This window comes from Limnobacter sp. UBA7229 (assembly GCF_002473065.1).
In the GTDB taxonomy this organism is placed as follows: domain Bacteria; phylum Pseudomonadota; class Gammaproteobacteria; order Burkholderiales; family Burkholderiaceae_B; genus Limnobacter; species Limnobacter profundi.
Map to the genome: position 1 here is coordinate 113,305 of NZ_DKTN01000014.1, position 23,059 is coordinate 136,363.

Genomic DNA, 23,059 nt, shown 5'->3' on the forward strand with positions numbered 1-23,059 from the left:
AAACGTGTTTATAACGGGCGCCTCAGGTTTTATAGGAAAACACTTAGCCCGAAGATTGTTAAACAATAAATATGCTGTATTTGGACTTCATCGACAACAACACAAAAACACATCAATGCAAACTTTAGAACAACTAGGTATGCATTGGGTCGGAGCAAATGAGGTCGAGGATCTGTTTGCGAAATTTAAAATTGATTGTGTTGTACATCTAGCAACACACTACGGAAGAAACGGAGAAACCGAGGAGGTTCACGAGTCGAACCTCACTATGCCCCTATTTATATTGAGCAAGTTCTTAGAGCAAAATGGTCAATTATTTTTAAACACGGATTCGTACTATACGAAGGGAGGACGCAGCTATCCTGCGATGCAAGCATACTCAGAGACTAAAAACTTATTTCGAATCCTCGGCGATGACCTTACAAAAAATACAGACTGCAAATTTATAACTGCACGCTTGGAACATGTATATGGTCCAGACGACAACGAGCAAAAACTGATACCTTTTTTAATTAGACAATTCACAAATAATATTGAAAAAATAGATCTTTCATCTTGTGAACAATCAAGAGATTTCGTATTTGTTAACGACGTATGCAATGCCATGCATCTGATACTATCCAATTATTCTTACTTATCACCTGAATGCGTAGAACTGGAAATTGGAACAGGACAAGCGGTGCCACTAAAAAATTTAATTGAATACTTAGCCACTACAATCGGAACTCACACGAAAAGAAATTATGGAGCTGTAAATCAGAGAAATGGTGAAATAAGCTCCTCTTCCGCCAACCTACAATGGACTTCTTCAATAGATTGGACCCCTACAATAAAAATGCATGAAGGACTTGATCTCACAATACACTCATACCTTAAAAACCATCACCAATAATTAAATCTTTGACAAAACCCTTGTAAATTAGATAACCATAAATTAAATAAAATAAATTCAAAATTAAACTAGTAACAATCAAAACTAAAACCCCATCAGCAGTACTGGAAAAAATCAACAAAACGACTGGCGTTAAAATATTTGAACACATACTCACCCAAAAAAAAGGATCGCCCTCCTTTAATCTACAAAAGAAAGCTAGATTCGAAAAAACCAGAACACACAATTGATTCAAAGCAAGAAAAAATAACACAGAACCTTCTACAATTTTTCCCTTAAGCAAAGATATATCCGAGAAATCAATTATAAAAATTAATATAAAAGTCGGTAAATATAAAACAATTGACCAGAAATTAGACTTCCGAAACACATCAATTGCCTGAAGAAAACAACCAGAACTTAACCTTTCAGAAAAGAATGCCGCCTTGGCAATAACCATCATAGAGGCAAGTGTTGAGATCGCCAACACAATGGAATTGGTGAAAGAAAAAGCACCTGATACTTTGCTACCCTCCATCACAAAAATCAGTAATGGCAGCGAAAACCAATAAAAATATCCAGTAACCCAAACCAGGATTAGCTTCCAATTTTCAACAAAATAGACCCTAAATACATTTGAGAACTTCAATGATACCGATGCAAATCTTTTTAGAATAAGCAACCCAGAATTATAATACAAAAATCGACTCAATATAAATACGAATATTGCACTCAGAGATAGCGCGAACAACTTCATGTCAAGCAGAAGAGACAATGAAATAACAACAAACTGCGCCAAGTTAACAAAGGCTCTTTTTTTATAAACTTCCGCAGCCGAATAAAAAACCTCATTCAAAATAGAATACGGATAGAGACCCAAAGTTAAACAAGAAAAAACTATATAAATAACCCAAGGTACTTCCCAACTAACCGTCGATTGAAACTGATCCCCAATAAAAATATAAAATCCCGAAAAACCTAATGCCAGAATCAGTATGATCGATATAATTCGATACCAGACTAAAGAAAAATTTATTTTTTCAATTAATTCTAAATTATTCCTCACATCCTCAACACCAGATGCTTTCAATCTAGAACAATAACGCAACAACAAAAACCCTACGCCACCTTCAAAAACCTGCTGAAAAGCATAAAGAGAAAAAAACTGAAAGTAAAAACCCATCTCTGCTGGGGTTAGTTTATAAGCAACAAGCAATAGGGTTATTGGACCAAGCATTAAACGCAGAAATGCAGATACCCCACCCCAAAGCGATGCGCCATCAAATGCTGAATTCAAATCATTTCACCTCACCACTGAATCGAATTAATCTCAGCGCCCGAAAGATGAACCTTAAATATAAACTCTTATATTTAACAATCCAACGAAACCTAAATAGAAAATTAAATTTTAATTTAGCAGACGGGAATTTTCTCGTTATCAAATAGAATATGTTCGGGATATCTCTGGTATAGATTTCCTCATAACGATCCGACCAACTTATTTCGGACCAGTCATTAACTACCATCGACCGAGCAACGACACGAGACTTGCCACAGGCCATCACATAAAGCGTCAAATATAGTGGCAAAGCAATAGAATGGACATCATTTATCGCCTTTTCTATTTTTTCTTTTTTATATACATTGGCAGTTATAAACATTAATTGACAAAAGTAATTAGGACCCAAACGATCAATCAGTTCAAATGATCCCTCAGTCAGTGATAGATCCTCCCCTCCCTCGATAACACTTCTTCTTTCAGTCAATGACCCTGAACTCACGATTTCATGATTTAAAAATATATGATCGATATCAACTTCATCTATTATCTTAATAATATAAGCAACAGCCTCAATTGGCACATAATCATCATCACCGACAAACCATATGAACTTACCATTCGAAATTTCATAGAGCTTATTTAAATTTCCAAGTAAACCCAGATTCTTCGTATTTGTATTCCATCTCAGGCTACCAGCATATTTCTTTCTAACTTGATCCGTACCATCGACAGAACAATTATCTGATACTATAATTTCTAAATTGTGAAATTTTCTCAGTGCTGGAACAAGCACATCCAAAGTTTTCTCCAATTTATTCTTTCTGTTGTAAGTTGGTATGCATATTGATAATGACAAATTTTTCAACTCTCAGATCCTTTTATCCAGCCTAATCGATGCTAACAACCCAATCATGAGCTATTCATCTACAATTCTATTGCTTATCAGTCTCGAAAAAGACGAAGCTCGCAGAAAAATACTCGCGAGTAGACTGCCTCGTTACTATGATAATATTCAGTGCGTAAATGCTATCAACGGCTCCGACCTACCATGCAATGAGTTTTATAGACATGTCTCAAATCACTTCAAAATCAGAAATAGATTATTGTCACCAGGCGAAATTGGGTGTTTTTTAAGCCATCAGATTGCACTTAATAGATTTCTTAAATCAGATTCTTCTCACGCACTCATCCTTGAAGATGACGTTTCAGTTACCGATGAAGATATTGATTTAATACTTCAAGTCAATGCTACGCTACCTCAACACTCAATATTTATTCCTGGTGGTCAAAACGGGTTACCTAGTCAACGTTATCTTTTAGGAAAACCCACTATTTTCCCTCCGGTATATCGATTACATCCGTTCTCTGGGAAACACTTGTGGAGAACCTGCTGTTATGTAGTCGACCGAGCTACGGCAATACAAATTTTAGAGCGTACCGTTAACTTCACAACAGTCGCCGACGACTGGAGATATTTTTTCCAAGAGACTATTCCTTCTTACTTTTACAGCAATTTAGTCCAGCATCCAACTGATTTGAGCAGCAGTCATATTGAGAAGTTTCGCATTGAAAAATCGAACGACATGCCTCTCGATCTCATATATTATTTAAATCTAATTTCCAGGGCGTATCAAAGATTTAAAAGTGAAGTTATGCGTGTTTTTGGATTGATGTCTGACTACAAACGGCTCTAGTTTGTTGATGAAAAAATCCAATCCACAATTTTTTTCGGATCGTAACCAATCACATTTTTAACTAAGAAATTTTGAACCAAATCGAATCTTTGAGCCGCTACCAAATTCTTTAGAATTTCAAGGTTATTTGCTAAGGTTTCAATATTTAAAGATCCTTCGCTTCCACGCATAATACGCGCATGAACCGTTGGGTGAGGTTCGTTCCCAATCAACAATTCTTCATACAACTTCTCACCTGGCCGCAACCCTGTAATCTGAATTTCAATATCACCCTCTGGATTCGACTCATCCTTCAACGAGAGCCCGGACAACTCAACCATGCGTACGGCTAAGTCATAAATTTTGATGGGCTCACCCATATCCAGCAAGAACACATCCCCGCCCTCCGCCAAAGCGCTGGCTTGAATCACCAGCTGCGCGGCTTCGGGTATCGTCATGAAATAACGGGTTATATCTCGGTGAGTAAGAGTGATTGGCCCACCGTCGCGGATTTGCTGACGGAACAGGGGAACAACAGAACCCGATGAGCCGAGTACGTTTCCAAAACGCACCATAGAAAAAACGGTTGTGCTTGATGTTTCGGCAAGCGCCTGTAGCGACATTTCAGCCAGGCGTTTGGTGGCCCCCATCACATTGGTGGGCCGCACGGCTTTGTCGGTGCTGATCAACACAAAGTTTTCTGCTCCGTGTTTCAAAGCCAGTTTAGCTGTTGTGAAGGTACCGAATACATTGTTGTAAATACCTTCGCTAAGGTTGTGCTCAACCAGCGGTACGTGCTTGTATGCGGCTGCATGGAAGATTGTTTGAGGTTTAAATTTGGCAAGGATACTGTCCATACGGATTTCATCCCGAACGGAAGCCAAAAAGGGAACCAGAGCAATTTGCGAGTTATTGCTCGCTAACAGTTTGTGCTCAAGTTCCTGGTGGATTTGATATAGAGCAAATTCACTTTGTTCGACGAGCAAAAGCTGCGTTGGACCTATATTCAAAATTTGACGACAGAGTTCACTACCAATTGAACCACCAGAGCCAGTCACCAAGACCACTTTGCCTAGAATATTTTTTGACAGCAGTTCAGGGTCAGGACTTACGGGGTCGCGCCCTAGCAGGTCGTCAATATCTAGTTCACGCAGGTCAGAAACACTGACCTTGCCTGTTGCTATTTCAGTGACTCGCGGCAGGGTGCGAACAGCCACTTTACTCTTTGAAATGCTATCGAGAATTTCATTCCTGCGTTTACGACTTGCCGCACTGAATGCCAGCAAAACAGTATTTACGCCAAGTGTTTCTACAAGGCCTTGCAGATCTTTAGGATTAAAAATCTTCAGATCGTTAATGGTTTGTTTGTGTAAGGCCTTGTTGTCGTCAATGAAGCCCACTACACGCATTTCGTGGCTGTTGGCCAGTGCCCCCGCTAGCTGGCGACCAGTGGAACCAGCGCCATAAATGAGCACACGTGGCAGGTTAGCCAGCTGCAATTGGTTTCGGTACAAACCACCCAGCCAAAAACGTGCGAACAAGCGAGTAAGCCCCACAAATACCATCAGTAAAATTGGTTGAATTATTCCTACCGTACGCGGCACACCAGATACACCCATGGCCGTGAAAATTGCGGCGTAAATGACACCGTAAACAGCAATAACTTTTGTGACTGTGAATATGGCGGACAAGCCTGAATACCTGAATATTGCTCGATAGAAACCATTGACAATAAACAGTGGAATCGCAACCAGCAAGCTCATACCCACTGCAGCCATTGGATTCCAGCCAAAGTCAGGGTTGGTCAATGAGATCCAGTAATCAAGGCGTAAATAATAGGCAAGCCAAACGGTTAGAACACACAAGCTAGCGTCCACTGCCAATACGATTAAACGCTTGGCAATGCGAGGTAAATTAAGAACAGGGCTGGCGAATTTTGAAAGAAACATGATGAACGTGTGCCCTAGTGCGAAACGCCGTCGCGTTTAACCACTTTCAGAAAAGTCAGCCAAAGTATCCGCATATCAAAAAGCAGACTTTGCTTTTGAAGGTATTCGTAATCTAGCTGCACCTTCCGGTCAATCGGTATGTCATCACGACCATTCACTTGGGCCCAGCCTGTCAAGCCGGGAAGAATTTGATGCACACCCTTTTCCGTGCGCAATTCAATGAGGTCGTGTTGATTAAACAAGGCCGGGCGTGGACCAACAAAACTCATGTCGCCTTTGAGGATGCTCCACAGCTGGGGCAATTCATCAAGACTTGTTCTTCGTATGAATGAACCGATCGGCGTAAGGTGCGATCGCGGGTCATTCAGCAGGTGAGTTGCAACAGCGGGTGTGCCCACACGCATGCTGCGAAATTTTGGCATTTTAAAAATTTGATTGCGAATTCCAACGCGGTCGCTCCAGTAAAGAGCGGGACCTTTGGAGGTAAGGCGTACAGCCAAAGCAACCAATACAATTGGCAAGGCCAAAATGGCCAAAGCAACAATGCACAATAAAAAGTCGAATGATCGTTTCATCATCGTAGTTTCAGTTGCCCCTGATGCATATACCAGTCGGCCGTTTCTTTCATGCCAGCCTGCATATTGAAAGGGGGCTTCCAGTCCAGTTCTTCACACAAGGCTTGAGGACTTACTGTTAGGTCGCCTAACAGGCGTTGCGCTGCTGCCCGCTTGCCCAATATAGCTGCCAGTGACTCCATAAGCCTGGGCGATATGCTGATTAAGTTGGCTTTGCGGCCAAAAGCCTGCGCCATTTCACGAACCAACTGCGCAGTGGAAACATCGGAGTTGTCTGAAACCAAATAGACTCGACCCTTAGCCTTTGGATGTACCAGGCAAGTCGCAATGGCATTAGCCAAGTTGCCTACAAACACCAAGCTGCGTTTGTTGTTCACCGCCCCCAGGGGCAATGGTATTCCACGCGCAACCGCGCTTAACAGTTTCAAGAAATTGGCTTTTACACCTGGCCCATACACCAGTGGCGGGCGCAGTACGACAACTTCCAAGCCACTTTGCCGACCAAACTCCAACAACTGTTCTTCGGCTTCAAATTTCGAAATGCCGTAAGGATCAATCGGATTCGGTTTTGAACCTGCAGTGAAGTGGCCGGCTTCTCCATTCACTTTGATGGAGCTAACAAACACCATGCGCTTTACACCAGCTTGCACAGCCTGCCTTGCCAGCTGCAAGGTGCCCTCTGTGTTCGCTTGGCGGAATTCAAGCAATGGATTGACCACTTGGTCATTCATCACATGCACGCGCGCAGCAAGATGCACTACTGCAGTACAGCCTTGAAGTGCCTTACGCCAGTCGGTATTTGAACCCAATGCAGAGACCTGAAATGTGTTGGGTTCACGAGAAGGTGATCTACTGGCTTTTACGACAACAGCACCCAGACTTTCGAGCAAGCTGCAAACACGCAGGCCAACGAAGCCGGTAGCGCCAGTTACCAACATACGCTGATCATTCACTTGGACCACACGGTTCTATTGATGTAGTCGGTGTAGCTGAGAACAACGCGCAGAACTTGGCGGGCCACGTGCGGATTCTCGTAATCTTTCACAACCGGAGCTACACCTGGTTGTTCGGCTTTCTGCTCGATTACCACACGAACAGCATCCAGCACACGCGCTTTCTTCAGACCTGACATGATGAGAACGCCTTCATCCATACCCTCGGGCCGCTCATGTGCATTGCGAATGGTAATAGCCTTCAACCCAAGCAGTGAAGTTTCTTCAGTGATGGTACCGCTGTCGGAGATTACGCATGCTGCACCCATTTGCAAGCGAATGTAGTCGGTGAAACCAAACGGCTTCAGGAACTGAATCAGCGGGTTCATACGGCTCAAGTCAAGTTCTGCCAGGCGCTTTTGGGTACGCGGGTGCGTGGATACGATTACAGGGTAGTTGTACTGCTGCGCCAAAGCATTCAGGGTTTCAAGCAGATCAGCCACATTCTCAGGACTGTCTACGTTTTCCTCGCGGTGTGCGCTCACGATGAAAAACTTGCCCTCTTCCAGCTTCATGGTTTGCAACACGGTGCTTTGCTGAATTTTGGGCATGTAATGGTCCAACACTTCCCGCATATGCGAACCGGTCTTGATGATGGTTTCAGGGCGAATACCTTCAGCGATCAAGTAACGGCGCGCGTGCTCGGTCAACACCAAGTTAATGTCGCTTAAATGGTCCAGCACTTTGCGGTTCAATTCTTCAGGTACGCGTTGATCAAAACATCGATTACCCGCTTCCATGTGAAACACAGGTACCTTGCGACGTTTTGCAGAAATGACCGCTAGGCAAGAATTTGTATCACCGTACAGCATCAACGCGTCGGGCTTGACTTGTTCAAGCACGGCATCCGATTTTTCAATTACACGAGCAATGGTTTGCGCTGCATTTTCACCCACCGCTTCCAGAAAAAAGTCGGGTTTGCGAATACCCAGGTCATCGAAAAAAACTTGATTCAATTCATAGTCGTAATTTTGACCGGTGTGCACGAGGGTGTGCTCAGTGTGTTTGTCTAGTTCTGCAATTACGCGACTCATCTTGATGAGTTCGGGTCGTGTGCCAACCAGAGTCATGACCTTAAGCATTCAGGAACCCCCGCACATAGTCGAGTGTTGAGAGCACCTCTTTTACGCCCTGCACATCTAATCGATGCGTGTTGTGAGACGTGTAGTCATCGAATTCGGAGATACGCTGCTCGCCCTCTACAAAATACTTTTTGTAGTTCAGGTCGCGATTGTCTGCTGGGATGCGGAAGTAACGCCCCATGTCTTCAGCTTTGGCCATTTCTTCGCGCGACACCAAGGACTCGTAAAGTTTTTCACCATGCCGGGTACCGATGACTTTAACCGGGTTGTTTTTGTTTAGAAGTTCTTTCAATCCTTGGGCAAGATCCGCCACAGTAGAGGCTGGTGCTTTTTGAATAAAAATATCGCCTTGCTGACCGTGTTCAAACGCATGCAAAACCAGATCAACCGACTCTTCAAGTGACATCAAAAAACGGGTCATGCTGGGGTCGGTAACAGTGATTTCCTGACCATCCAGCAACTGCTGGATGAACAAGGGAATGACCGAGCCGCGACTGGCCATGACGTTGCCATATCGGGTGGCACACACCACCGTACCCCCCTCGGGAATGGTGCGGGACTTCGCAACCATGAGCTTTTCCGCCATGGCCTTTGAAATTCCCATGGCGTTGATGGGATACACCGCTTTGTCGGTACTTAAAACCACCACGCGACTAACACCCTTGGCAATGGCTGCGTTCAGCATGTTCTCGGTGCCCAACACGTTAGTGCGCACGGCCTCCATAGGGTAGAACTCGCAGGAAGGCACCTGCTTCAGTGCGGCAGCATGGAACACGTAATCAACGCCAGTCATGGCTTGCGCAAGACTGTCATAATCACGAACATCACCGATGTAGAACTTGACCTTGTCGCAGCCCAAGGCAATGCGCATGTCTTCCTGCTTTTTTTCATCACGACTGAAGATGCGGATTTCTTTCACTTCAGTTTCGATAAAACGCTTCAGCACGGTGTGGCCAAACGACCCTGTACCACCGGTGATCATGAGTACTTTTCCGTCGAACATGGGGACTCGTCAGTATTTATTGGATTCGGGATTGGCGCATTTTTTGAATCAAATCAGGCCATTTAGGGGCAGTATACCCGCTTGCCTGCTGGAAGCGCTCAGCACATAGTGATCGATCGATGACCAAACTGTTGTCGGGCGTGATTGTGGTTTGTACACCATATTCCTTGGCCACCAACTGCAGCAGATTCAGCTTGGAAATAGGTTCTGCTGCTACGTGATACAGACCGTGTAACTGGGGATTTGGCAGAACGTATTCCATAATGATTCTCGCCAATTCGTAAGTGGGCACACCGGAAAAGACGGCTTTCGAAAAACCTTTCACGCTTCCTTGTTGAGCCAGAAACCATTCAAGCAGGGCAAAGCTTGTGCCCAGTTCATGACCAATAATAGAGGTGCGCAGGGTGATTGCATTCGGGCTGTCGTGGAGCTCGCCAATGTACTTGGAGCGTCCGTACAGATCTTCTGCGTCTGAGGGGTCACTTTCCAGGTAATTCCCTTTTTTGCCATTGAACACACAGTCAGTGCTAATGTGGATCAAGCGAGAACCTAGCAAATTACAGAGCCTCAGCAGGCGATGCGGCAGCATGGCGTTGATCGGCAAGGCAACCAGTGGGTCATTGGCGTGACCAAGCTGCTTGATCAAGCCCACGCAGTTGATGACCACCTCAGGCTTTACCGTCGCAAAGGCATTGACCAGTGAATCCTGATCCAGCGCGTCGAGCCCGGTGAGAATTCCAGACGCCTGAAAACCCGCCAGCTTTGAATGAGGAGTATTGCCGCGCTGGCTACCCCAAACATGAAATTGTTTGGTTTCGCATAACGCTTTGAAAACTGCACTCCCCAGCATGCCTGTGATACCCAAGACCAGAATTTTCATGGTGTGCCCTTGCCCATTGCGCTGAGCGTTTCGGCCAGGTGGCGCGCCTGGCTTTCCGTTTCAAAATATTCGAGGAAATACGACTTTCCATGGCTGCCCATTTTGGCGCGTTCTTCGCTTGTCATCGCCTTGATCTTCAGAATATTTGCTGCCAAAGCAGCACTGTCCCCGGCGGGCGAGACCAGGCCAGCTTTTGCCTCTAGTACCACTTGGGCGCCTTCGCCGTTCAAACTGGCCAATACTGGTTTACCGGCTGCAAGATAGGCCTGTATTTTACTAGGAACCGTTAGCCCGAAAATCGGATCGTCTTCCAGTGAAACGAGCAATGCGCCTGCCCGGTTAAATATTGAGGGCATGGTTTGCATCGAAAACCTGCCCGGCAACTCAAGGTTGCCAAGTCCCCGCTCCTGTTTTTGTTGGAACAACCATTCGCTTTTGCTGCCGCTGCCAACGAGTACGATTGAAATATCGTGGTGATCTTTCAACAATTCAGCGGCATCAACAACGCAATCGAGCGCTTGAACCTGTCCAAGATTGCCTGCAAAAACCACACAGAACTTGCTTTCCAGGGTGGCGAGCAACGGTGCAGGCGCATCCACAAGCGCGTCTGTACTTTGCTCGGGAAAAGAATTGGGCTGATACCGGATCTTGCTGCAGTTTGCATATTCATTCAACGGTGCAATGAATGCTTTGGACTGGGCCAGCAGCAGGTCGCAACCTTTGTAGATCCAGTACACCATGTAGCCCACAGCCGACAGGGCTTTCTGATTACGAACAAACCCAGTGGCCTGTAAACTTTCTGGCCACAGGTCTTGAACCCACAAAGCCAACGGCGCGCGCTTAATCCATTTCAATAAAATTGCGGGAATCGTTTGCGTAATTGGTGACGGTGCATAAACCAAAATGGCGTCGAACTTCAAACCGCGCAAAGCCCATGGCAAGCAGAACATGCCGGCCAAAACAAAAACAAGATAATTCAAGATCAGGTTCTTGGCACCCCCATGCTTGCGCGGCCAGGTGGGAATGCGCACCACAAGCGTTTCACCATCAAACAGTTCACGCTGAACGCCATTGGCCCGGTAGCCTGCGAACACCTTGCCTTCTGGATAGTTGGGTTTGCCTGTGGCAATCACCACCTGGTGCCCCTGCTTTACCAGTGCTTTGACCACGTCGTTAATCATAAAACTTTCAGGCCAGAAGTATTGGGTGACGATCAGGATCCTCATACCTGGCCTGTTTCTTGAATTCGCGCCAGAAATTCAGCCGCGCAAATAGGTTGGCTTTTAGCGCTTTCAATATTCATGTGGCGCATTACAGCCCGTGCTATCGATGTAGGGGAGTCCGCGTTGAATGTTTCATTGGGCTCGACCACATCGCGAACATAGTCGAGTTCAGGCGCAAGAATCGGCATGCCCAGTTGTTGGGCCTCAAGCAAGGGCAAACCAAATGATTCAAGTTTTGATGGAAAGATCAGGGCTTTGGAATTGGCGTACAGCGCTTGAACATCACCATGCTGTAAGGTACCAAAATTCGTGATTTTCAAGCCATGTGTATTTTTACTGCGTTCGATTAGTTGGGCCACCGGGCTTGACTCGCTCACAGTGAGCGCGAGGTTTGGACGAACACCTTGATCGGCCAAAATTGCCCACGTGTCCAAAAGTGCGGCATGGTTTTTGTGGGGCTCCGCAGAGGACACATAAACAAAATCAAATTCTTTAGTTTCGGGAATGTCGTGATTCCCTGAATCGGGCTGATCTGTACCCGCGGCAGAGAAAGGCAGCACAATCGAGTCAAACCCAAGACTTTTCTTCAATTCTCGCTGCATGGTCAATGATTGAACGATGATTGTGTAATGCACTTGCATGCGGGTTCGAAACCACCAACGTTCAAGTTGCAAACGTAACCTTGTTGAAATCGAAAAGCTTGAGAAATCATGCTTACCAAACAAGTATCGATTCTGTAGAAAAACCTTGACTGAAGCCGGCGATTTAATGAGTGGAGGCAGGTTGCCAAAACACAGCACTGTGTCCCCAAATTTCGCATTTTTTGCCAGCAACACCTCGGCCTTGAATCGATCAATAAGCGTAGGCTTGATTGAACAAATAACAACACCTGGATCTATCTTGTTTGTGGGCATACGTTCATCAACCACACAACAAGTCGATTGATCGGCGCAGGTCAAAAGCGCATTCAACAGCGTTCGACCACCACCTTGATGCACATTGGGGGCGTGAATAATCAATCCCATTCGGTTGCCCCCAAAAGCACGGCGTAAAGAATGACGAATGCGACACTCTCCGCAAAATCAAAGTGAAAAGAGTTCAATAAGTTGCCCACGAAATAAATCATGAGTAGAGGCAATACAAAGGTACTTGACCAAACACTGGTCGCGCTTTTGAAAACCGCCAAACCAAAAAACCAGATGTAGAAAACCAATGCCAGCAAGCCACCTTGTAACATCAGCATTAAAAACTGGTTATGCGGATTGTAAAAGGTGGGCCACCCGGCCGCCGAAGTGAAAGGCTGTACAGCGCCTTGCACGCCGCCCAAGCCATAACCGAAGAAAGGTGCCTGGAGGAAAGCAGACCAGCCTGATGTGAGATATATGACCCTTTCACCAATGCTGGTTCCCTGTTGGGGTTTGTCACGAAGAACCTGCTGAATTTCAAGCCAGGTTGTCGAGAAACGATCATGAATATTGTCGACCAGAAAATAGGCGGCGACCAGCATGGCAGCGAATACAAGCCCCGCCAAAAGAAAACCTCTCAAACCCAGTTTCTGGTAACCGAAGTACAGCGGAATGACCATGAACACCAGCCACCCTGTTCGGCCATCAATCATGCCAAACAGGTTTACGAGCCCAAGCAAGGCGAGTGCAGCATAGACCCCCTTCAAAGCCGGTTTTTCTGTTCTAAAAAAACACAACAACCAAAGATAAATCGCCACAACCAAAAAGAAATTGTGTGTGATGTGCGACTTGAATACGGTTGGATTGCTGGGGATTGCATACATGTCGGTGGCTTTTGCGCCAAAGTACACTGGATCAATTCCGAACCAGATAGCGTATGACATTGCGAGCACCAGCGCCATTCCTGACAGAAAACCTTGTCCAATAATGTGGCGGTTTGCTTGACTCATCAACACACTGGCCAGCACAGGAATCAATGCAAGACGTCCGTATTTACTGATAAATTCCAGATAACTTGTTTTGTCATTACTTGGATAAAAGTAGGTAATTGCAAAAAAACCCAGCAATAACCACAGTGGAATTAATTCAGCCCGGGAAAAGAAACTTCCCATACTGCGTCTGCATTCAGAATTGAGTAAAGCAAAAAAAGTTGCGAGCACCAGTAGCAAATTCACCGGCGCCGGCTTGATCGGCAAAAAAAACGCTGCCCCAGCCAGAAACCAGGCTGGGTTGATTCGCTGAACAAAGTTCAAACCCACCCCCACCGTTGCCAGTGCATTTTCAGGAATGCGTAAGTAACGGGCGCGGTAATCAGCCCGGGCAGGCCGAAAGCCACTTCGCCCAGAATGATGGCGATGAGCATTTCAGGCACGCTGGCACGCACGTTGCGGCCAATGATGTAGCCGTTCACAAAGTATTCAAGCTTGTGAATGATGAACAGGTAAAGTACCGAGCCCATGGCCACAAACACGCCGTAGCGAATGGTAAGCACCAGAATAAGAGTGTTGGCCATGATGTTGCCGGCCGCCGGGATAAGGCTGGCCACGGCGGTGAACATGAGCAGCAACTCCCGGAAGGGAAGCACCACATCGAATGCGGGCAATATGCCGTAGATAAACACGGCCGTACAGAAGGTGTTCCAAATGCTGACATACACCTGCGCGCCCATGAGCAAAGTGAAACAGCGCACATACTTTTCAAGGGTTTGCAGCCAGGCATCAGCCAAAGGTTTGGCAGGGCCACCCGCCAATGGGGCTGGCACCATGAGTGCTGCGGAAACACCCAGAATAAGGGCAAATACAAATTGCAGGAAGATAAAGAAGCTGGCGCCGCCGAAGCTGCGAATGTAGCCCACAAAGTCGCTGTCGTCTTTGCTGATCATGCGGAACAGTTCGCTGGGTTTGCCAGGTATGTGTTCTTTAATGGCCTGGGGCAGGCTGGCGGTGACCGAATTCAGGTTGCGCAGTGCTTCTTCAACCAGTTGTGGGCCTTGCTGGGTCATGGTGGCCAGCACAAAGCGCACCCCACTGTTCAAGCCGATTCCCAACAACACCACGGCCGCAGCCACCACAGCAGTGGTTAAAAAGGTGGGCAACCAGCCAAACAGGCCGCGCATGAAGCGGCCCTTGAATTTGTTGATGTGCGGCTGCAAGAGGCGCACAAAGCCACGGCGGGTAAAGCGGGTAAGGGCGAAAATGGCGAGGCCGGCAATAAGGCCAACCCCGATTTTGAGGCTCAACATGCTGACCCAAATGGCCAAAATGCCGACTACGGACGCATATTCCCAACGAAGGGTGATGTTTTCTTGATGCTGCGGTACTGGGCTGGGCATTTGGATTCTTGGCTGATTGTCGGTTGAGGTATGACCAAGTGAATCCCGATTCTATCCCAACTTTTTCAGGCAACCCCAGGCCTTTGCCGCCAAACCCCAAACAGCATCAACATACCTAGCAATCCTGCCAACCCCAACACTCCCCCACCACCGCCACCACCGGAACTGGTGGCCACGGGAGCTGGGGCGGAAGTACCCGTGCCCGATCCACCCGTGCTGGTGCCACCGCCGCCGGCGCTACTGGGAGTGAAGGTGCGCTCGTTTACAGAGGTATTGGCCAAACGAACCACACTGGTGTTGCTGCGGTTGGTGGTGGCATCAGTTACCGTAAGTGCAAATTCAGCAATATTACCCGCCATGCCAGACTGCACCTGCAGGGCGCTGGTGCTGGTACCTGCCAACGCCACCGGGTTGCCGAATACCTGTTGCCAGCTGAAGGTGAGATTGGCACCGCCACCGGCGCTGTTGGTGGACAAAGCCGCATCCAGCTCAAAGGGACCATTGCTGGCCACCACTGCCGATTGCTGGACATTGGCCACAGGCAAGGGGTTACTCAGGACCCGGGCAGCCTGGACTGCGCCAAGCACATTCAGCAAACCAACGCCACAACTTGTGGGTGTGCAGTCCAGACGGGCTCCCACCAAATTTGTAGAGTTGCTGGCATTGGCGGGGTAAGGGCGCGCGCTGTTGCGCAACAGGGAGTCAATTTGACTGGGTGTAAGGCTGGGGCGCACAGCCCTAAGCAATGAAATGGCGCCCGCAACCATGGGCGCGGAAAAACTGGTGCCTGCAAACAAAAATGCGGTGCTTCCATTGGAATTGGGCGAGGAAGTGCCTGTGTTGCTGGCCCCCACATACAAGCCATTTGAATTGCCGGGCGCGTGCAGGGTTACAAAGCCGGTACCTGCACCTTTGGCTGTGTAAGTGGCCAGTTGGCCGTCTTGCTCGGCTGCGCCTGCTGCAATGGTGCCCGCGCAGTTGGCTGGGTATTGCACGTCCCCGCCGGAATTGTTACCCGCAGATACCACCACGGACACATTGCGAGCCCTGGCATCGGCAATGGCCAACGCCACCATGTCGTTTGCAGCGCAACCGCCGCCAAACAAAGGTGTGTCAGTGGCGAAGCTGAGGTTGATTACATTGGCGGGGTTGGGGTTCACGCCAATGGTGGGATCAACCCGGCCCGAGCCGGTGGCCCAATAAAAGGCATCCACAATATCCGAACTGGTGGCAATGCCGCATCGGCCAGAGACACGCACCGGCAGTACCTTGGCATTCCAGTCCATACCGGCCAGAAACTGCCCGTTGTTGGACTGCGCAGCCGCAACCGAGGCCACCGTGGTGCCGTGCCATGAACTGGTGGTTGAACCATCGGGGCAGTTAAAACCGGGGGGCGGTGCATCGCCAGGGTCGGAGGGATCGGGGTCTCGGCCATTGCCATCGTTGGAACCCGAGTCAACGACTGTGCCATTTTCCTGAGTACCGGTGGGCGGGGTGACTCGGCTAACAAAATCATACCCGGGCAACAAGCGCCCTTTCAGTTCAGGGTTTTCAAACAACACGCCAGAATCGAGCACAGCAATCACCACGTTGCTGCTGCCACGGGTTTGCTCCCACACGTCCTGCATGCGCAGTGAGGCATACGCGCCGGTGTGCATGTAACTGGCTTGGTTTACCGCATAGGCGCCATCGTTTGGGGCAGGCACTGCCGTGCGTTGCAATTGAATGTCGGGGCTGGCAAAGCGCACACCCGGCAGGGCCTGAAGCGCCGCACGAATGGCTTGGGGTGTTTGCAAACTGCCCAGCACAGGCAGGCTTTGCATTTCAACCAGGTAGCTGTTGGGCTGCAACAGGGGGCGAACCATGCTGACAGGAACCCCGAGGGTGTTTTGCAAAGTTTGCAACATACCGGCGGGTGCGGTGCCCTGCGTTTGATTGCCCATGTTGATCACCCAACGCATGGGGGTGGGCGTGGCTGTGGTGGTAACCACATTCGAAGCCTGCGCCAACCCGATGGAGGGAAGCGCCCAAAGCGCCACTGCAATTGCCCTGCTGAATGCTGCTGCCACTGAAACTACTCCGAAAAAACCGGTTCAATTCAATTGTACCCACATGCGCCTTGCATGGATTCAAATTGAATTCTGTCGCACCGTGTCATCGACAGACATGCGACTAAAGCAATCACTTTCCCCGTTAATTTTGAAATTTTTATGACATCGCGGCCATATGACGGTTTGTCACATTTCTGCATACAAAACGCGATTAGATACGCCTGCTTTTTCAAATAACCTATTCGATGAGAGTTGAGAGATGTCATACAAACTTGAACCAGAAGACATTGGCGTAAATACCGCCAAAGAATTGAGCCTGACCGAGATCGTTGAACGCGCGATCAAGGTGAACCAGGGCCGTCGCAATGTGTTGAAAAGCGGTGCCGGCCTAGCGGCGCTGTCAATTTTTGGTTTGAATGCCTGTGGATCGGATGGTTCAGTGGCAGCAACTGCCCCCGCCAACACTGAGGTGGCCTTTGCAGCCGCAGCGGCATCTTCGGGAAGCGAAGTGGTAGTACCCAATGGTTACGTGGCTGAAATTCTGTACCGCTGGGGTGATCCCTGCGTTGCCGGCTCACCCGCATTCGCAGGTGACTTGAGCGAAACATCTGCGGTGGCGGAACAGCAAAGCGGCGACAACCACGATGCGATCAACTTCTTCCCGTTCAAGAATGCAGATGGCAGCGAACGCAGCGATGTTGGCCTGCTGTGTATTAACCACGAGTACCTGAACGCTGAGTATTACTATGACAAGGTGGTCAGCGACTCCACAGTCACATTCACTTTTGAAGATGCACGTAAAGGCCAAGCCGCCCATGGTGTATCTGTGATCGAAGTTATGCGAAACAGCAACGGCACTTGGACTGTGAACCGTAACTCAACATTCAACCGTCGCATTCACGGCAACACGCCTATCGATATTTCTGGTCCTGCACGCGGTAATGTGTTGATGCAAACTGCAGCAGACCCCACAGGCACACGTGCACTGGGCACGCTGAACAACTGCGGTGCCGGCCAAACCCCATGGGGCACCTACATTACTTGTGAAGAAAACTTCAACGGCTATTTTGGCTGGACTGACACAACATTTACACGCAATGCGCTGGAAGCCCGCTATGGTTTGAGCCAAACAGGTTTTGGTTACCGTTGGCACGAAAGCGACCCCCGCTTTGACATTAGCGCAACGGGTAACCGCAACGAACCCAACCGCTTTGGCTGGGTTGTAGAAATTGACCCGTTCCGCCCCGCAAGCACACCCAAAAAGCGCACTGCCTTGGGCCGCTTCAAGCATGAGAATGCCGAATTGGTAATTGACCCAACCACCAAAAAAGTGGTGGTGTACATGGGTTGTGATGAGCGCTTTGAGTACGTGTACAAGTTTGTTTCGGACGCGGCTTACGACGAAAACAACATGGCAGCCAATGCCGACATTCTGGACGCGGGTACTCTGTATGTGGCCCAGTTCAATGACGATGGCACAGCTGGCGACGGCGTGGGTGTTGGTGTATGGATTCCGCTGGTGCATGGCCAAAACGGCCTGACCACTGGCAACGGTTATATCGACCAGGCCGATGTGTTGATTCGCACCCGCCAAGCTGCAAGCACCGTAGGCGCCACCCCGATGGACCGCCCAGAGTGGCTGGCTGCAAACCCCAACAAGCCAGGTGAGGTGTTTGTAACATTGACCAACAACAGTGCCCGTACAGCGGGTCAGGTGAATGAAGCCAACCCACGCGCCAACAACATTTACGGCCACATTATTCGCATCAATGAAACCAATGCAAACGCTGTAGGTACTACCTTTGACTGGAACATCTTCCTGTTGGCAGGCGAGCCTGGCCAGGAACTGTTCAACAGCCCCGACGGTTTGCAGTTTGACCGTTTGGGCCGCTTGTGGGTGCAGACCGACGGTAACTTCAGCAACACGGGCGCCTACGCAGGCCACGGCAACAACCAGATGCTTGTTGCTGACCTGGATGCAGGCACAGTTCAGCGTTTCTTTGTGGGCCCGGACGGCTGCGAAGTAACCGGCGTGACATGGACACCTGACATGCGAACCATGTTCGTGGACATTCAGCACCCAGGCGAAGTTGGCCGTCACCCCAACGCCACCAACCCAGCCACGGGTATGCCATACACCGAGGCTGAATTGATTGCCAACCCCACCGCGTTTTCAAGCTGGCCCGATGGCGCAACTGCCAGCCGCCCACGCTCGGCAACCGTGGTGGTTCGCCGCACAGACGGTGGCATTATTGGCACCTGATAAGCGCATAAGTCATTGATTGTTTGTGACTTCAGTTGACAAAGGGCATCTTCTTCGGAAGGTTGCCCTTTGTTCTTTTCGGACTTGCAAATGCGCCCGATTCGATGCAAACTCAAAACTCGATTGTTTGCACAGGTAGTTCGCAAATGCCAAGTGACAGTTCTTCCCGCCCCCCTTCCAGCACCAAACAAAAATTCAGGTTTGACAAAGAAAACAGTTTCAGACAGCGAATATGGAAGCTATGGCTGGTAATTTTTGCTGGAGTTTTAACTGCGGCCTTTACCACCAGCATGGTCCAGGCTGACGAAGCCAGCGACCGCAAAGAAACCCGAGCAGTGATTGAAGCCCAACTCGAAGCCTTTAAACAAGGCGACGGCCCCAAGGCCTTTTCCTACGCAACCCCCAATATTCAAACCATGTTTGGCGATGCCGAGACTTTCATGAAAATGGTTCGTGAAGGCTACGACGTGGTGGTGAAGCCCGTGACAGTGCGCTTCGTGAAATTCGAGACCGATGGAATGAATGCACTACACGCGGTGCAGATGATCGACCGCCAGAAAACGCTTTGGAACGTATACTACGTATTGCAAAAGCGCCCGGACGGCACCTGGAGAATTTCCAGCTGCGAGACCGAGAAAGCGGAAACCAACCTGATTTGACATGACCACTGAAGCAGCAACACCCACTTGTAACATTGCCCTGACCGACGCGGCCCAAGAGCGAATTCTGGATCTGCGTGACAATATGCACAAACCGGCCATGATTCGCCTGTATGTGCAAGGTGGCGGCTGCTCAGGTTTTGAATACAAAATCGACTTGGCCAAGGAAACGGACGAGGACGACATACTGGTGCAAATCAACCCCTACATTCACATTTATGTAGACCAGGTCAGCGCCCCCTACCTGGAAGGCACCACCATCGACTATGAAGCCCACACCTTGGCTTCACGTTTTGTGTTCAACAATCCACAGGCAAAAAGTACCTGTGGCTGTGGGTCGAGCTTTTCGGTGGAATAAGCGATAATTTGTTTCTGGTTGTATACAAAATTCTATTTTTGTATAGAATGAGAAACACTATGCCAGCCAAATTCAATTTACAAACTGCCACACCGCGAGATCAATTGCTTGCTTTGGGCAAACAATTGAAGCAATACCGCAAGGCCAACAAATTAAGTGCCGAGGCGGTGGCCACTGCCGCAGGCCTTTCACGAACTACTCTGCACCGGATTGAACTGGGGGAGCCCTCTGTAGCCGCGGGCGCCTATTGGGCTGCTGTGGCCGCACTGGGCTTAAGGTGCGGAATTGTGAGTACTTGCGATGATAGAACTGCACCGATTCCTGAAGTGATCGCTTTGGGCAACTACCCTCAATTGAAATCGCTTGCCTGGCATGTGCAGGGGGCTGAATCGATTACTCCCCGGCAAGCCTGGGATATTTATGTGCGCAACTGGCGGCATATTGATGAAACGAAAATAACTGAGGATGAACAACAGTTGATCGAGCGACTGCAGGCGAAGTTTGAACCTGGTTCGAAGGACGGTGCCTGAATGTTTAAACGCACACACCACCAGGCGATTGAACAGGTGCTTCGCTTGATGAATGCCGACTTGCTGAAAGTACACCAGTGCTACTTTGGCGGAGGTACGGCAATTGCGCTGCGACATGGGGAATACAGGGAGTCAGTGGACATCGATTTGATGGTATCTGACCTTGCCAGCTACAGGGCCTTGCGTACATTGGTACGAGAGTCTGGAAGCGTGCTGGGGCTTTTCAATGAAAACACCACTTTGATTTCGCAACTTCGAGAAGTGCGTGCAGACCAATACGGCATTCGCACTGCAATTGGACTGGGCCAACACAACATCAAATTTGAAATTGTGCTGGAAGGCCGAATAGAGTTTGAGATGCCCAAACCTACTGATGAAGTGTGCGGGGTTGCCACGCTGAGTGTTGTTGACTTGCTTGCAAGCAAATTGCTCGCGAATTCCGACCGCTGGGCGGATGAAGGTGTGTTCAATCGCGACTTGATTGACCTTGCCATGATGAAACCAGGTTTTGACGTGTTTGCAAAAGCGCTTGTCAAAGCTGAAACAGCTTACGGCCAGAGTATTCAGCAAGACCTTGATAAAGCAATTGGTAAATTACTGGACAAGCCCGACTGGCTGGAAAAATGCATGCGTGCCATGGGTATGAGTGACACTGCGCCAGCCAGTCTTGTCACAGCAATACTTTCGCTTCGCGGTGTATTGCGGAAACTCAACGGCATTTGATTTCTTCTTTGAACTCGTCGTATTTGGCCTCTCGCTTCACCTTGCATTCGCCATCGCGATATTCCTCTTTCCAGGGTGCATCGGCCACAGGCGAAAAGCCATCTTCGCACTTCACTTCTTTTTTGTATTCATAGGGCTTGGATTCAATTTTGACCAGGCACGGGCCATCCCAATACTCTTGCTTGCTGCGTTCCCAATAGCCATAGTCGCCGCCACCCCAAGCCAAGGCAGGTGCGGTGAATGCAAATGCGGTCACGGTTGCGGTTAAGGCGATGAACGGCTTCATGGGTACTACCTCGAGGTGTTTGCGGTTGAGGTAATAACGGGTGGGTCGAAGGGGGAGTTGACGGGGACTGATTGCTTTATTGGATTTGGACGTTACTTACATGTTGGGATTGACTAATGAAAAAATCACTATCGAATACATGGGGCAGTTGGTTCGAAGGCGAAAAAGTTTCTGAGGACTTTATGGAAGAAAGGGAGCAGGATATTCTCTCAGGGGAGTATTTGGAAAAATACGAATACAATTTTTCTTTGACCGATCTGGTGCAAACAGACACCAAACGGCATTCAATTTCAAATTCAAACTCCTTAGTAATATTGACTAGGAAATTCTGATTCTCCTCGAGAAAACCCGTATCAATCTCGTAAACACCGGGGACTTCACTTAATGACTTCAGCGTTTGGGTTTTCAATCCAGAATGCTCAACAAACCCTCCTAATGGCTAACGAAATTCACTAATTGAAGTGACCGCGCCACTGCCCGGGTCAAAACTTAATTGCAAATCACCGTCATTACTTGAGGCAAGAAAAATCGCTTCAGATCCTCGAAGAAATATGTCGTAGTAACAGAATTGAACATCACCTTTATTTTTCGGTAGATCAGCTATCCGATGGCCATCGGCAGACAATACATATGCTCGATTCTTCTTGATTTCGTAAGGAGCTTCGATCACAAAAATATTTGATTGAAAATTTTTAGCTACTAACCCATCTGAACACTCAAGCGAAAACTCCACTCCATTAAAACTCCAAACAACCTTTTTTGGGAGTCGCTCTCCAACGCTTAGGCCCAAGGTGTTAGCCCCCGACATGTAAGGTGCATAAATCTCTTTTAGTTCAAAATTTTCCATACTGACCTCAATTAATTGGCCTCGGTTCACCAATAGGAATCAACTTTGCTCGATCAGAATAATTCAAAATTTGCACTTGACTTCCGCCACCAGCATAAACAGTACCTTCGAAAGTTTGAGGTCCCACTGTACCTCGTTGTATCTGAACACCCTCCGGAATCAGAAACTTTTGCACAGTCCCCACCTCTGGTTTAAATTCTGGTGTCACAGCCAGCTCGTTTCTCACGTAATTTACATTTGGAATATTATCTGTGGTTGCCCACCCTCCAGGGCGGGTCTGTCCGGGCGACATCGCCATTTCTATCATCATTCCACCCTTTGGTCCTGGCTCTGATATTAGAGGTGCACCAGGCATCCAAGGTTCTGAGTTTTTGGGTGCTGGCAATGCCAGTACCTCTGTCCCCTCTTCGCCCTTCAACCCCCACGGATCCACCCAGGTCATGGGGTTCGGCGCGTACTGGTAGGCGTTCATTCCACCCAGCAAACCGATTGGGTCTTGCGTGGTGAACTGCCCG

Annotated in this window: 24 protein-coding genes; 8 read left to right on the top strand and 16 right to left on the bottom strand. The window is 48.5% G+C overall.

Features of this window, described 5'->3' with window-relative positions:
• Positions 1-4 precede the first annotated feature (4 nt).
• Positions 5-892: an NAD-dependent epimerase/dehydratase family protein gene (locus tag B4C79_RS08740; RefSeq protein WP_291751851.1), complete on the top strand. Its 888-nt coding sequence runs from the start codon at positions 5-7 to the stop codon at positions 890-892.
• On the opposite strand, the gene B4C79_RS08745 is transcribed toward B4C79_RS08740, so the two are convergent.
• Positions 873-2,168, bottom strand: coding sequence for a hypothetical protein (locus B4C79_RS08745; RefSeq protein ID WP_291751839.1), 1,296 nt, complete (start codon positions 2,166-2,168; stop codon positions 873-875). The two genes, B4C79_RS08740 and B4C79_RS08745, sit on opposite strands and share 20 nt — an antisense overlap.
• Before the next feature lies 1 nt (position 2,169).
• Positions 2,170-3,018 carry a glycosyltransferase family 2 protein gene (locus B4C79_RS08750; protein ID WP_291751836.1) on the bottom strand — a complete coding sequence of 283 codons (849 nt, stop codon included), beginning with the start codon at positions 3,016-3,018 and terminating at the stop codon, positions 2,170-2,172.
• A gap of 46 nt (positions 3,019-3,064) precedes the next feature.
• Here B4C79_RS08750 and B4C79_RS08755 point away from each other — a divergent pair, with 46 nt between their 5' ends.
• Positions 3,065-3,847, top strand: a complete 783-nt coding sequence (locus B4C79_RS08755; protein ID WP_291751833.1) for a glycosyltransferase family 25 protein — start codon at positions 3,065-3,067, stop codon at positions 3,845-3,847.
• Here the strand turns inward: B4C79_RS08755 and B4C79_RS08760 are convergent.
• From B4C79_RS08760 to B4C79_RS08810, 11 genes are all read right to left on the bottom strand, one after another.
• Complete coding sequence (locus tag B4C79_RS08760; protein ID WP_291751831.1) at positions 3,844-5,775, bottom strand: nucleoside-diphosphate sugar epimerase/dehydratase; 1,932 nt, start codon at positions 5,773-5,775, stop codon at positions 3,844-3,846. The two genes, B4C79_RS08755 and B4C79_RS08760, sit on opposite strands and share 4 nt — an antisense overlap.
• Before the next feature lie 14 nt (positions 5,776-5,789).
• Positions 5,790-6,350 carry a sugar transferase gene (locus tag B4C79_RS08765; RefSeq protein ID WP_291751847.1) on the bottom strand — a complete coding sequence of 187 codons (561 nt, stop codon included), beginning with the start codon at positions 6,348-6,350 and terminating at the stop codon, positions 5,790-5,792.
• On the bottom strand, positions 6,350-7,303 hold the full coding sequence (locus B4C79_RS08770) for a UDP-glucose 4-epimerase family protein (protein ID WP_291751828.1): 954 nt from the start codon (positions 7,301-7,303) through the stop codon (positions 6,350-6,352). Before B4C79_RS08770 ends, B4C79_RS08765 begins: the two co-directional genes overlap by 1 nt.
• Entirely contained in the window at positions 7,300-8,424 is a 1,125-nt protein-coding gene (gene wecB / locus B4C79_RS08775; protein ID WP_291739130.1) for a non-hydrolyzing UDP-N-acetylglucosamine 2-epimerase, read from the bottom strand. Before wecB ends, B4C79_RS08770 begins: the two co-directional genes overlap by 4 nt.
• Complete coding sequence (locus B4C79_RS08780; RefSeq protein WP_291739131.1) at positions 8,417-9,427, bottom strand: polysaccharide biosynthesis protein; 1,011 nt, start codon at positions 9,425-9,427, stop codon at positions 8,417-8,419. The genes wecB and B4C79_RS08780 overlap by 8 nt, the downstream gene beginning before the upstream one ends.
• 16 nt (positions 9,428-9,443) lie before the next feature.
• Entirely contained in the window at positions 9,444-10,307 is an 864-nt protein-coding gene (locus B4C79_RS08785) for a dTDP-4-dehydrorhamnose reductase family protein (RefSeq protein ID WP_291739132.1), read from the bottom strand.
• The gene (locus tag B4C79_RS08790; protein ID WP_291739133.1) at positions 10,304-11,488 is read right to left on the bottom strand and encodes a glycosyltransferase family 4 protein; all 1,185 of its coding nucleotides are present in this window, start codon (positions 11,486-11,488) and stop codon (positions 10,304-10,306) included. The genes B4C79_RS08785 and B4C79_RS08790 overlap by 4 nt, the downstream gene beginning before the upstream one ends.
• A gap of 41 nt (positions 11,489-11,529) precedes the next feature.
• The gene (locus B4C79_RS08795; RefSeq protein ID WP_291739134.1) at positions 11,530-12,555 is read right to left on the bottom strand and encodes a glycosyltransferase; all 1,026 of its coding nucleotides are present in this window, start codon (positions 12,553-12,555) and stop codon (positions 11,530-11,532) included.
• On the bottom strand, positions 12,546-13,607 hold the full coding sequence (locus B4C79_RS08800) for an O-antigen ligase family protein (protein WP_291739135.1): 1,062 nt from the start codon (positions 13,605-13,607) through the stop codon (positions 12,546-12,548). The genes B4C79_RS08795 and B4C79_RS08800 overlap by 10 nt, the downstream gene beginning before the upstream one ends.
• A 137-nt stretch (positions 13,608-13,744) precedes the next feature.
• Entirely contained in the window at positions 13,745-14,827 is a 1,083-nt protein-coding gene (locus tag B4C79_RS08805; protein ID WP_291739136.1) for an AI-2E family transporter, read from the bottom strand.
• A gap of 65 nt (positions 14,828-14,892) precedes the next feature.
• A complete protein-coding gene (locus B4C79_RS08810) occupies positions 14,893-16,896 on the bottom strand; it encodes a S8 family peptidase (RefSeq protein WP_291739137.1) in 2,004 nt (667 codons plus the stop codon).
• A 241-nt stretch (positions 16,897-17,137) separates the two neighbouring features.
• On the opposite strand from B4C79_RS08810, the gene B4C79_RS08815 reads away from it, so the two are divergent.
• The 5 genes from B4C79_RS08815 (at position 17,138) to B4C79_RS08835 (ending at position 21,411) form a co-directional block, all read left to right on the top strand.
• Positions 17,138-19,141 carry a PhoX family protein gene (locus tag B4C79_RS08815; protein WP_171100948.1) on the top strand — a complete coding sequence of 668 codons (2,004 nt, stop codon included), beginning with the start codon at positions 17,138-17,140 and terminating at the stop codon, positions 19,139-19,141.
• 290 nt (positions 19,142-19,431) lie between these two features.
• Positions 19,432-19,800, top strand: a complete 369-nt coding sequence (locus B4C79_RS08820) for a DUF4864 domain-containing protein (protein ID WP_205882449.1) — start codon at positions 19,432-19,434, stop codon at positions 19,798-19,800.
• A 1-nt stretch (position 19,801) separates the two neighbouring features.
• Entirely contained in the window at positions 19,802-20,158 is a 357-nt protein-coding gene (locus B4C79_RS08825) for a HesB/IscA family protein (protein WP_008247649.1), read from the top strand.
• 59 nt (positions 20,159-20,217) lie between these two features.
• Positions 20,218-20,688 carry a helix-turn-helix domain-containing protein gene (locus tag B4C79_RS08830; protein WP_291739138.1) on the top strand — a complete coding sequence of 157 codons (471 nt, stop codon included), beginning with the start codon at positions 20,218-20,220 and terminating at the stop codon, positions 20,686-20,688.
• Complete coding sequence (locus tag B4C79_RS08835) at positions 20,689-21,411, top strand: nucleotidyl transferase AbiEii/AbiGii toxin family protein (RefSeq protein ID WP_171100955.1); 723 nt, start codon at positions 20,689-20,691, stop codon at positions 21,409-21,411.
• On the opposite strand, the gene B4C79_RS08840 is transcribed toward B4C79_RS08835, so the two are convergent.
• Positions 21,398-21,697, bottom strand: coding sequence for a hypothetical protein (locus B4C79_RS08840; protein ID WP_171100957.1), 300 nt, complete (start codon positions 21,695-21,697; stop codon positions 21,398-21,400). The two genes, B4C79_RS08835 and B4C79_RS08840, sit on opposite strands and share 14 nt — an antisense overlap.
• A 116-nt stretch (positions 21,698-21,813) precedes the next feature.
• Here B4C79_RS08840 and B4C79_RS08845 point away from each other — a divergent pair, with 116 nt between their 5' ends.
• Positions 21,814-22,029 (top strand): hypothetical protein, encoded by a 216-nt coding sequence (locus B4C79_RS08845; RefSeq protein ID WP_171100959.1) that lies wholly within the window; start codon positions 21,814-21,816, stop codon positions 22,027-22,029.
• 107 nt (positions 22,030-22,136) lie between these two features.
• Here B4C79_RS08845 and B4C79_RS08850 read toward each other — a convergent pair whose 3' ends face one another.
• Together B4C79_RS08850 and B4C79_RS08855 are read right to left on the bottom strand one after the other, a co-directional pair.
• A complete protein-coding gene (locus tag B4C79_RS08850) occupies positions 22,137-22,544 on the bottom strand; it encodes a hypothetical protein (protein WP_171100960.1) in 408 nt (135 codons plus the stop codon).
• A gap of 7 nt (positions 22,545-22,551) precedes the next feature.
• On the bottom strand, positions 22,552-23,059 hold a 508-nt coding region (locus B4C79_RS08855), incomplete at its 5' end, for an RHS repeat-associated core domain-containing protein (RefSeq protein ID WP_291739139.1).

Excerpts from the sequence above, each read along its gene's own strand:
- B4C79_RS08755 (WP_291751833.1), top strand. The coding sequence starts at position 3,065 with ATGAGCTATTCATCTACAATTCTATTGCTTATCAGTCTCGAAAAAGAC.
- B4C79_RS08760 (WP_291751831.1), bottom strand. The coding sequence starts at position 5,775 with ATGTTTCTTTCAAAATTCGCCAGCCCTGTTCTTAATTTACCTCGCATT.
- B4C79_RS08765 (WP_291751847.1), bottom strand. The coding sequence starts at position 6,350 with ATGAAACGATCATTCGACTTTTTATTGTGCATTGTTGCTTTGGCCATT.
- wecB (WP_291739130.1), bottom strand. The coding sequence starts at position 8,424 with ATGCTTAAGGTCATGACTCTGGTTGGCACACGACCCGAACTCATCAAG.
- B4C79_RS08780 (WP_291739131.1), bottom strand. The coding sequence starts at position 9,427 with ATGTTCGACGGAAAAGTACTCATGATCACCGGTGGTACAGGGTCGTTT.
- B4C79_RS08785 (WP_291739132.1), bottom strand. The coding sequence starts at position 10,307 with ATGAAAATTCTGGTCTTGGGTATCACAGGCATGCTGGGGAGTGCAGTT.
- B4C79_RS08790 (WP_291739133.1), bottom strand. The coding sequence starts at position 11,488 with ATGATTAACGACGTGGTCAAAGCACTGGTAAAGCAGGGGCACCAGGTG.
- B4C79_RS08795 (WP_291739134.1), bottom strand. The coding sequence starts at position 12,555 with ATGGGATTGATTATTCACGCCCCCAATGTGCATCAAGGTGGTGGTCGA.
- B4C79_RS08800 (WP_291739135.1), bottom strand. The coding sequence starts at position 13,607 with ATGGGAAGTTTCTTTTCCCGGGCTGAATTAATTCCACTGTGGTTATTG.
- B4C79_RS08805 (WP_291739136.1), bottom strand. The coding sequence starts at position 14,827 with ATGCCCAGCCCAGTACCGCAGCATCAAGAAAACATCACCCTTCGTTGG.
- B4C79_RS08815 (WP_171100948.1), top strand. The coding sequence starts at position 17,138 with ATGTCATACAAACTTGAACCAGAAGACATTGGCGTAAATACCGCCAAA.
- B4C79_RS08820 (WP_205882449.1), top strand. The coding sequence starts at position 19,432 with ATGGTCCAGGCTGACGAAGCCAGCGACCGCAAAGAAACCCGAGCAGTG.
- B4C79_RS08825 (WP_008247649.1), top strand. The coding sequence starts at position 19,802 with ATGACCACTGAAGCAGCAACACCCACTTGTAACATTGCCCTGACCGAC.
- B4C79_RS08830 (WP_291739138.1), top strand. The coding sequence starts at position 20,218 with ATGCCAGCCAAATTCAATTTACAAACTGCCACACCGCGAGATCAATTG.
- B4C79_RS08835 (WP_171100955.1), top strand. The coding sequence starts at position 20,689 with ATGTTTAAACGCACACACCACCAGGCGATTGAACAGGTGCTTCGCTTG.
- B4C79_RS08840 (WP_171100957.1), bottom strand. The coding sequence starts at position 21,697 with ATGAAGCCGTTCATCGCCTTAACCGCAACCGTGACCGCATTTGCATTC.
- B4C79_RS08845 (WP_171100959.1), top strand. The coding sequence starts at position 21,814 with ATGAAAAAATCACTATCGAATACATGGGGCAGTTGGTTCGAAGGCGAA.
- B4C79_RS08850 (WP_171100960.1), bottom strand. The coding sequence starts at position 22,544 with ATGGAAAATTTTGAACTAAAAGAGATTTATGCACCTTACATGTCGGGG.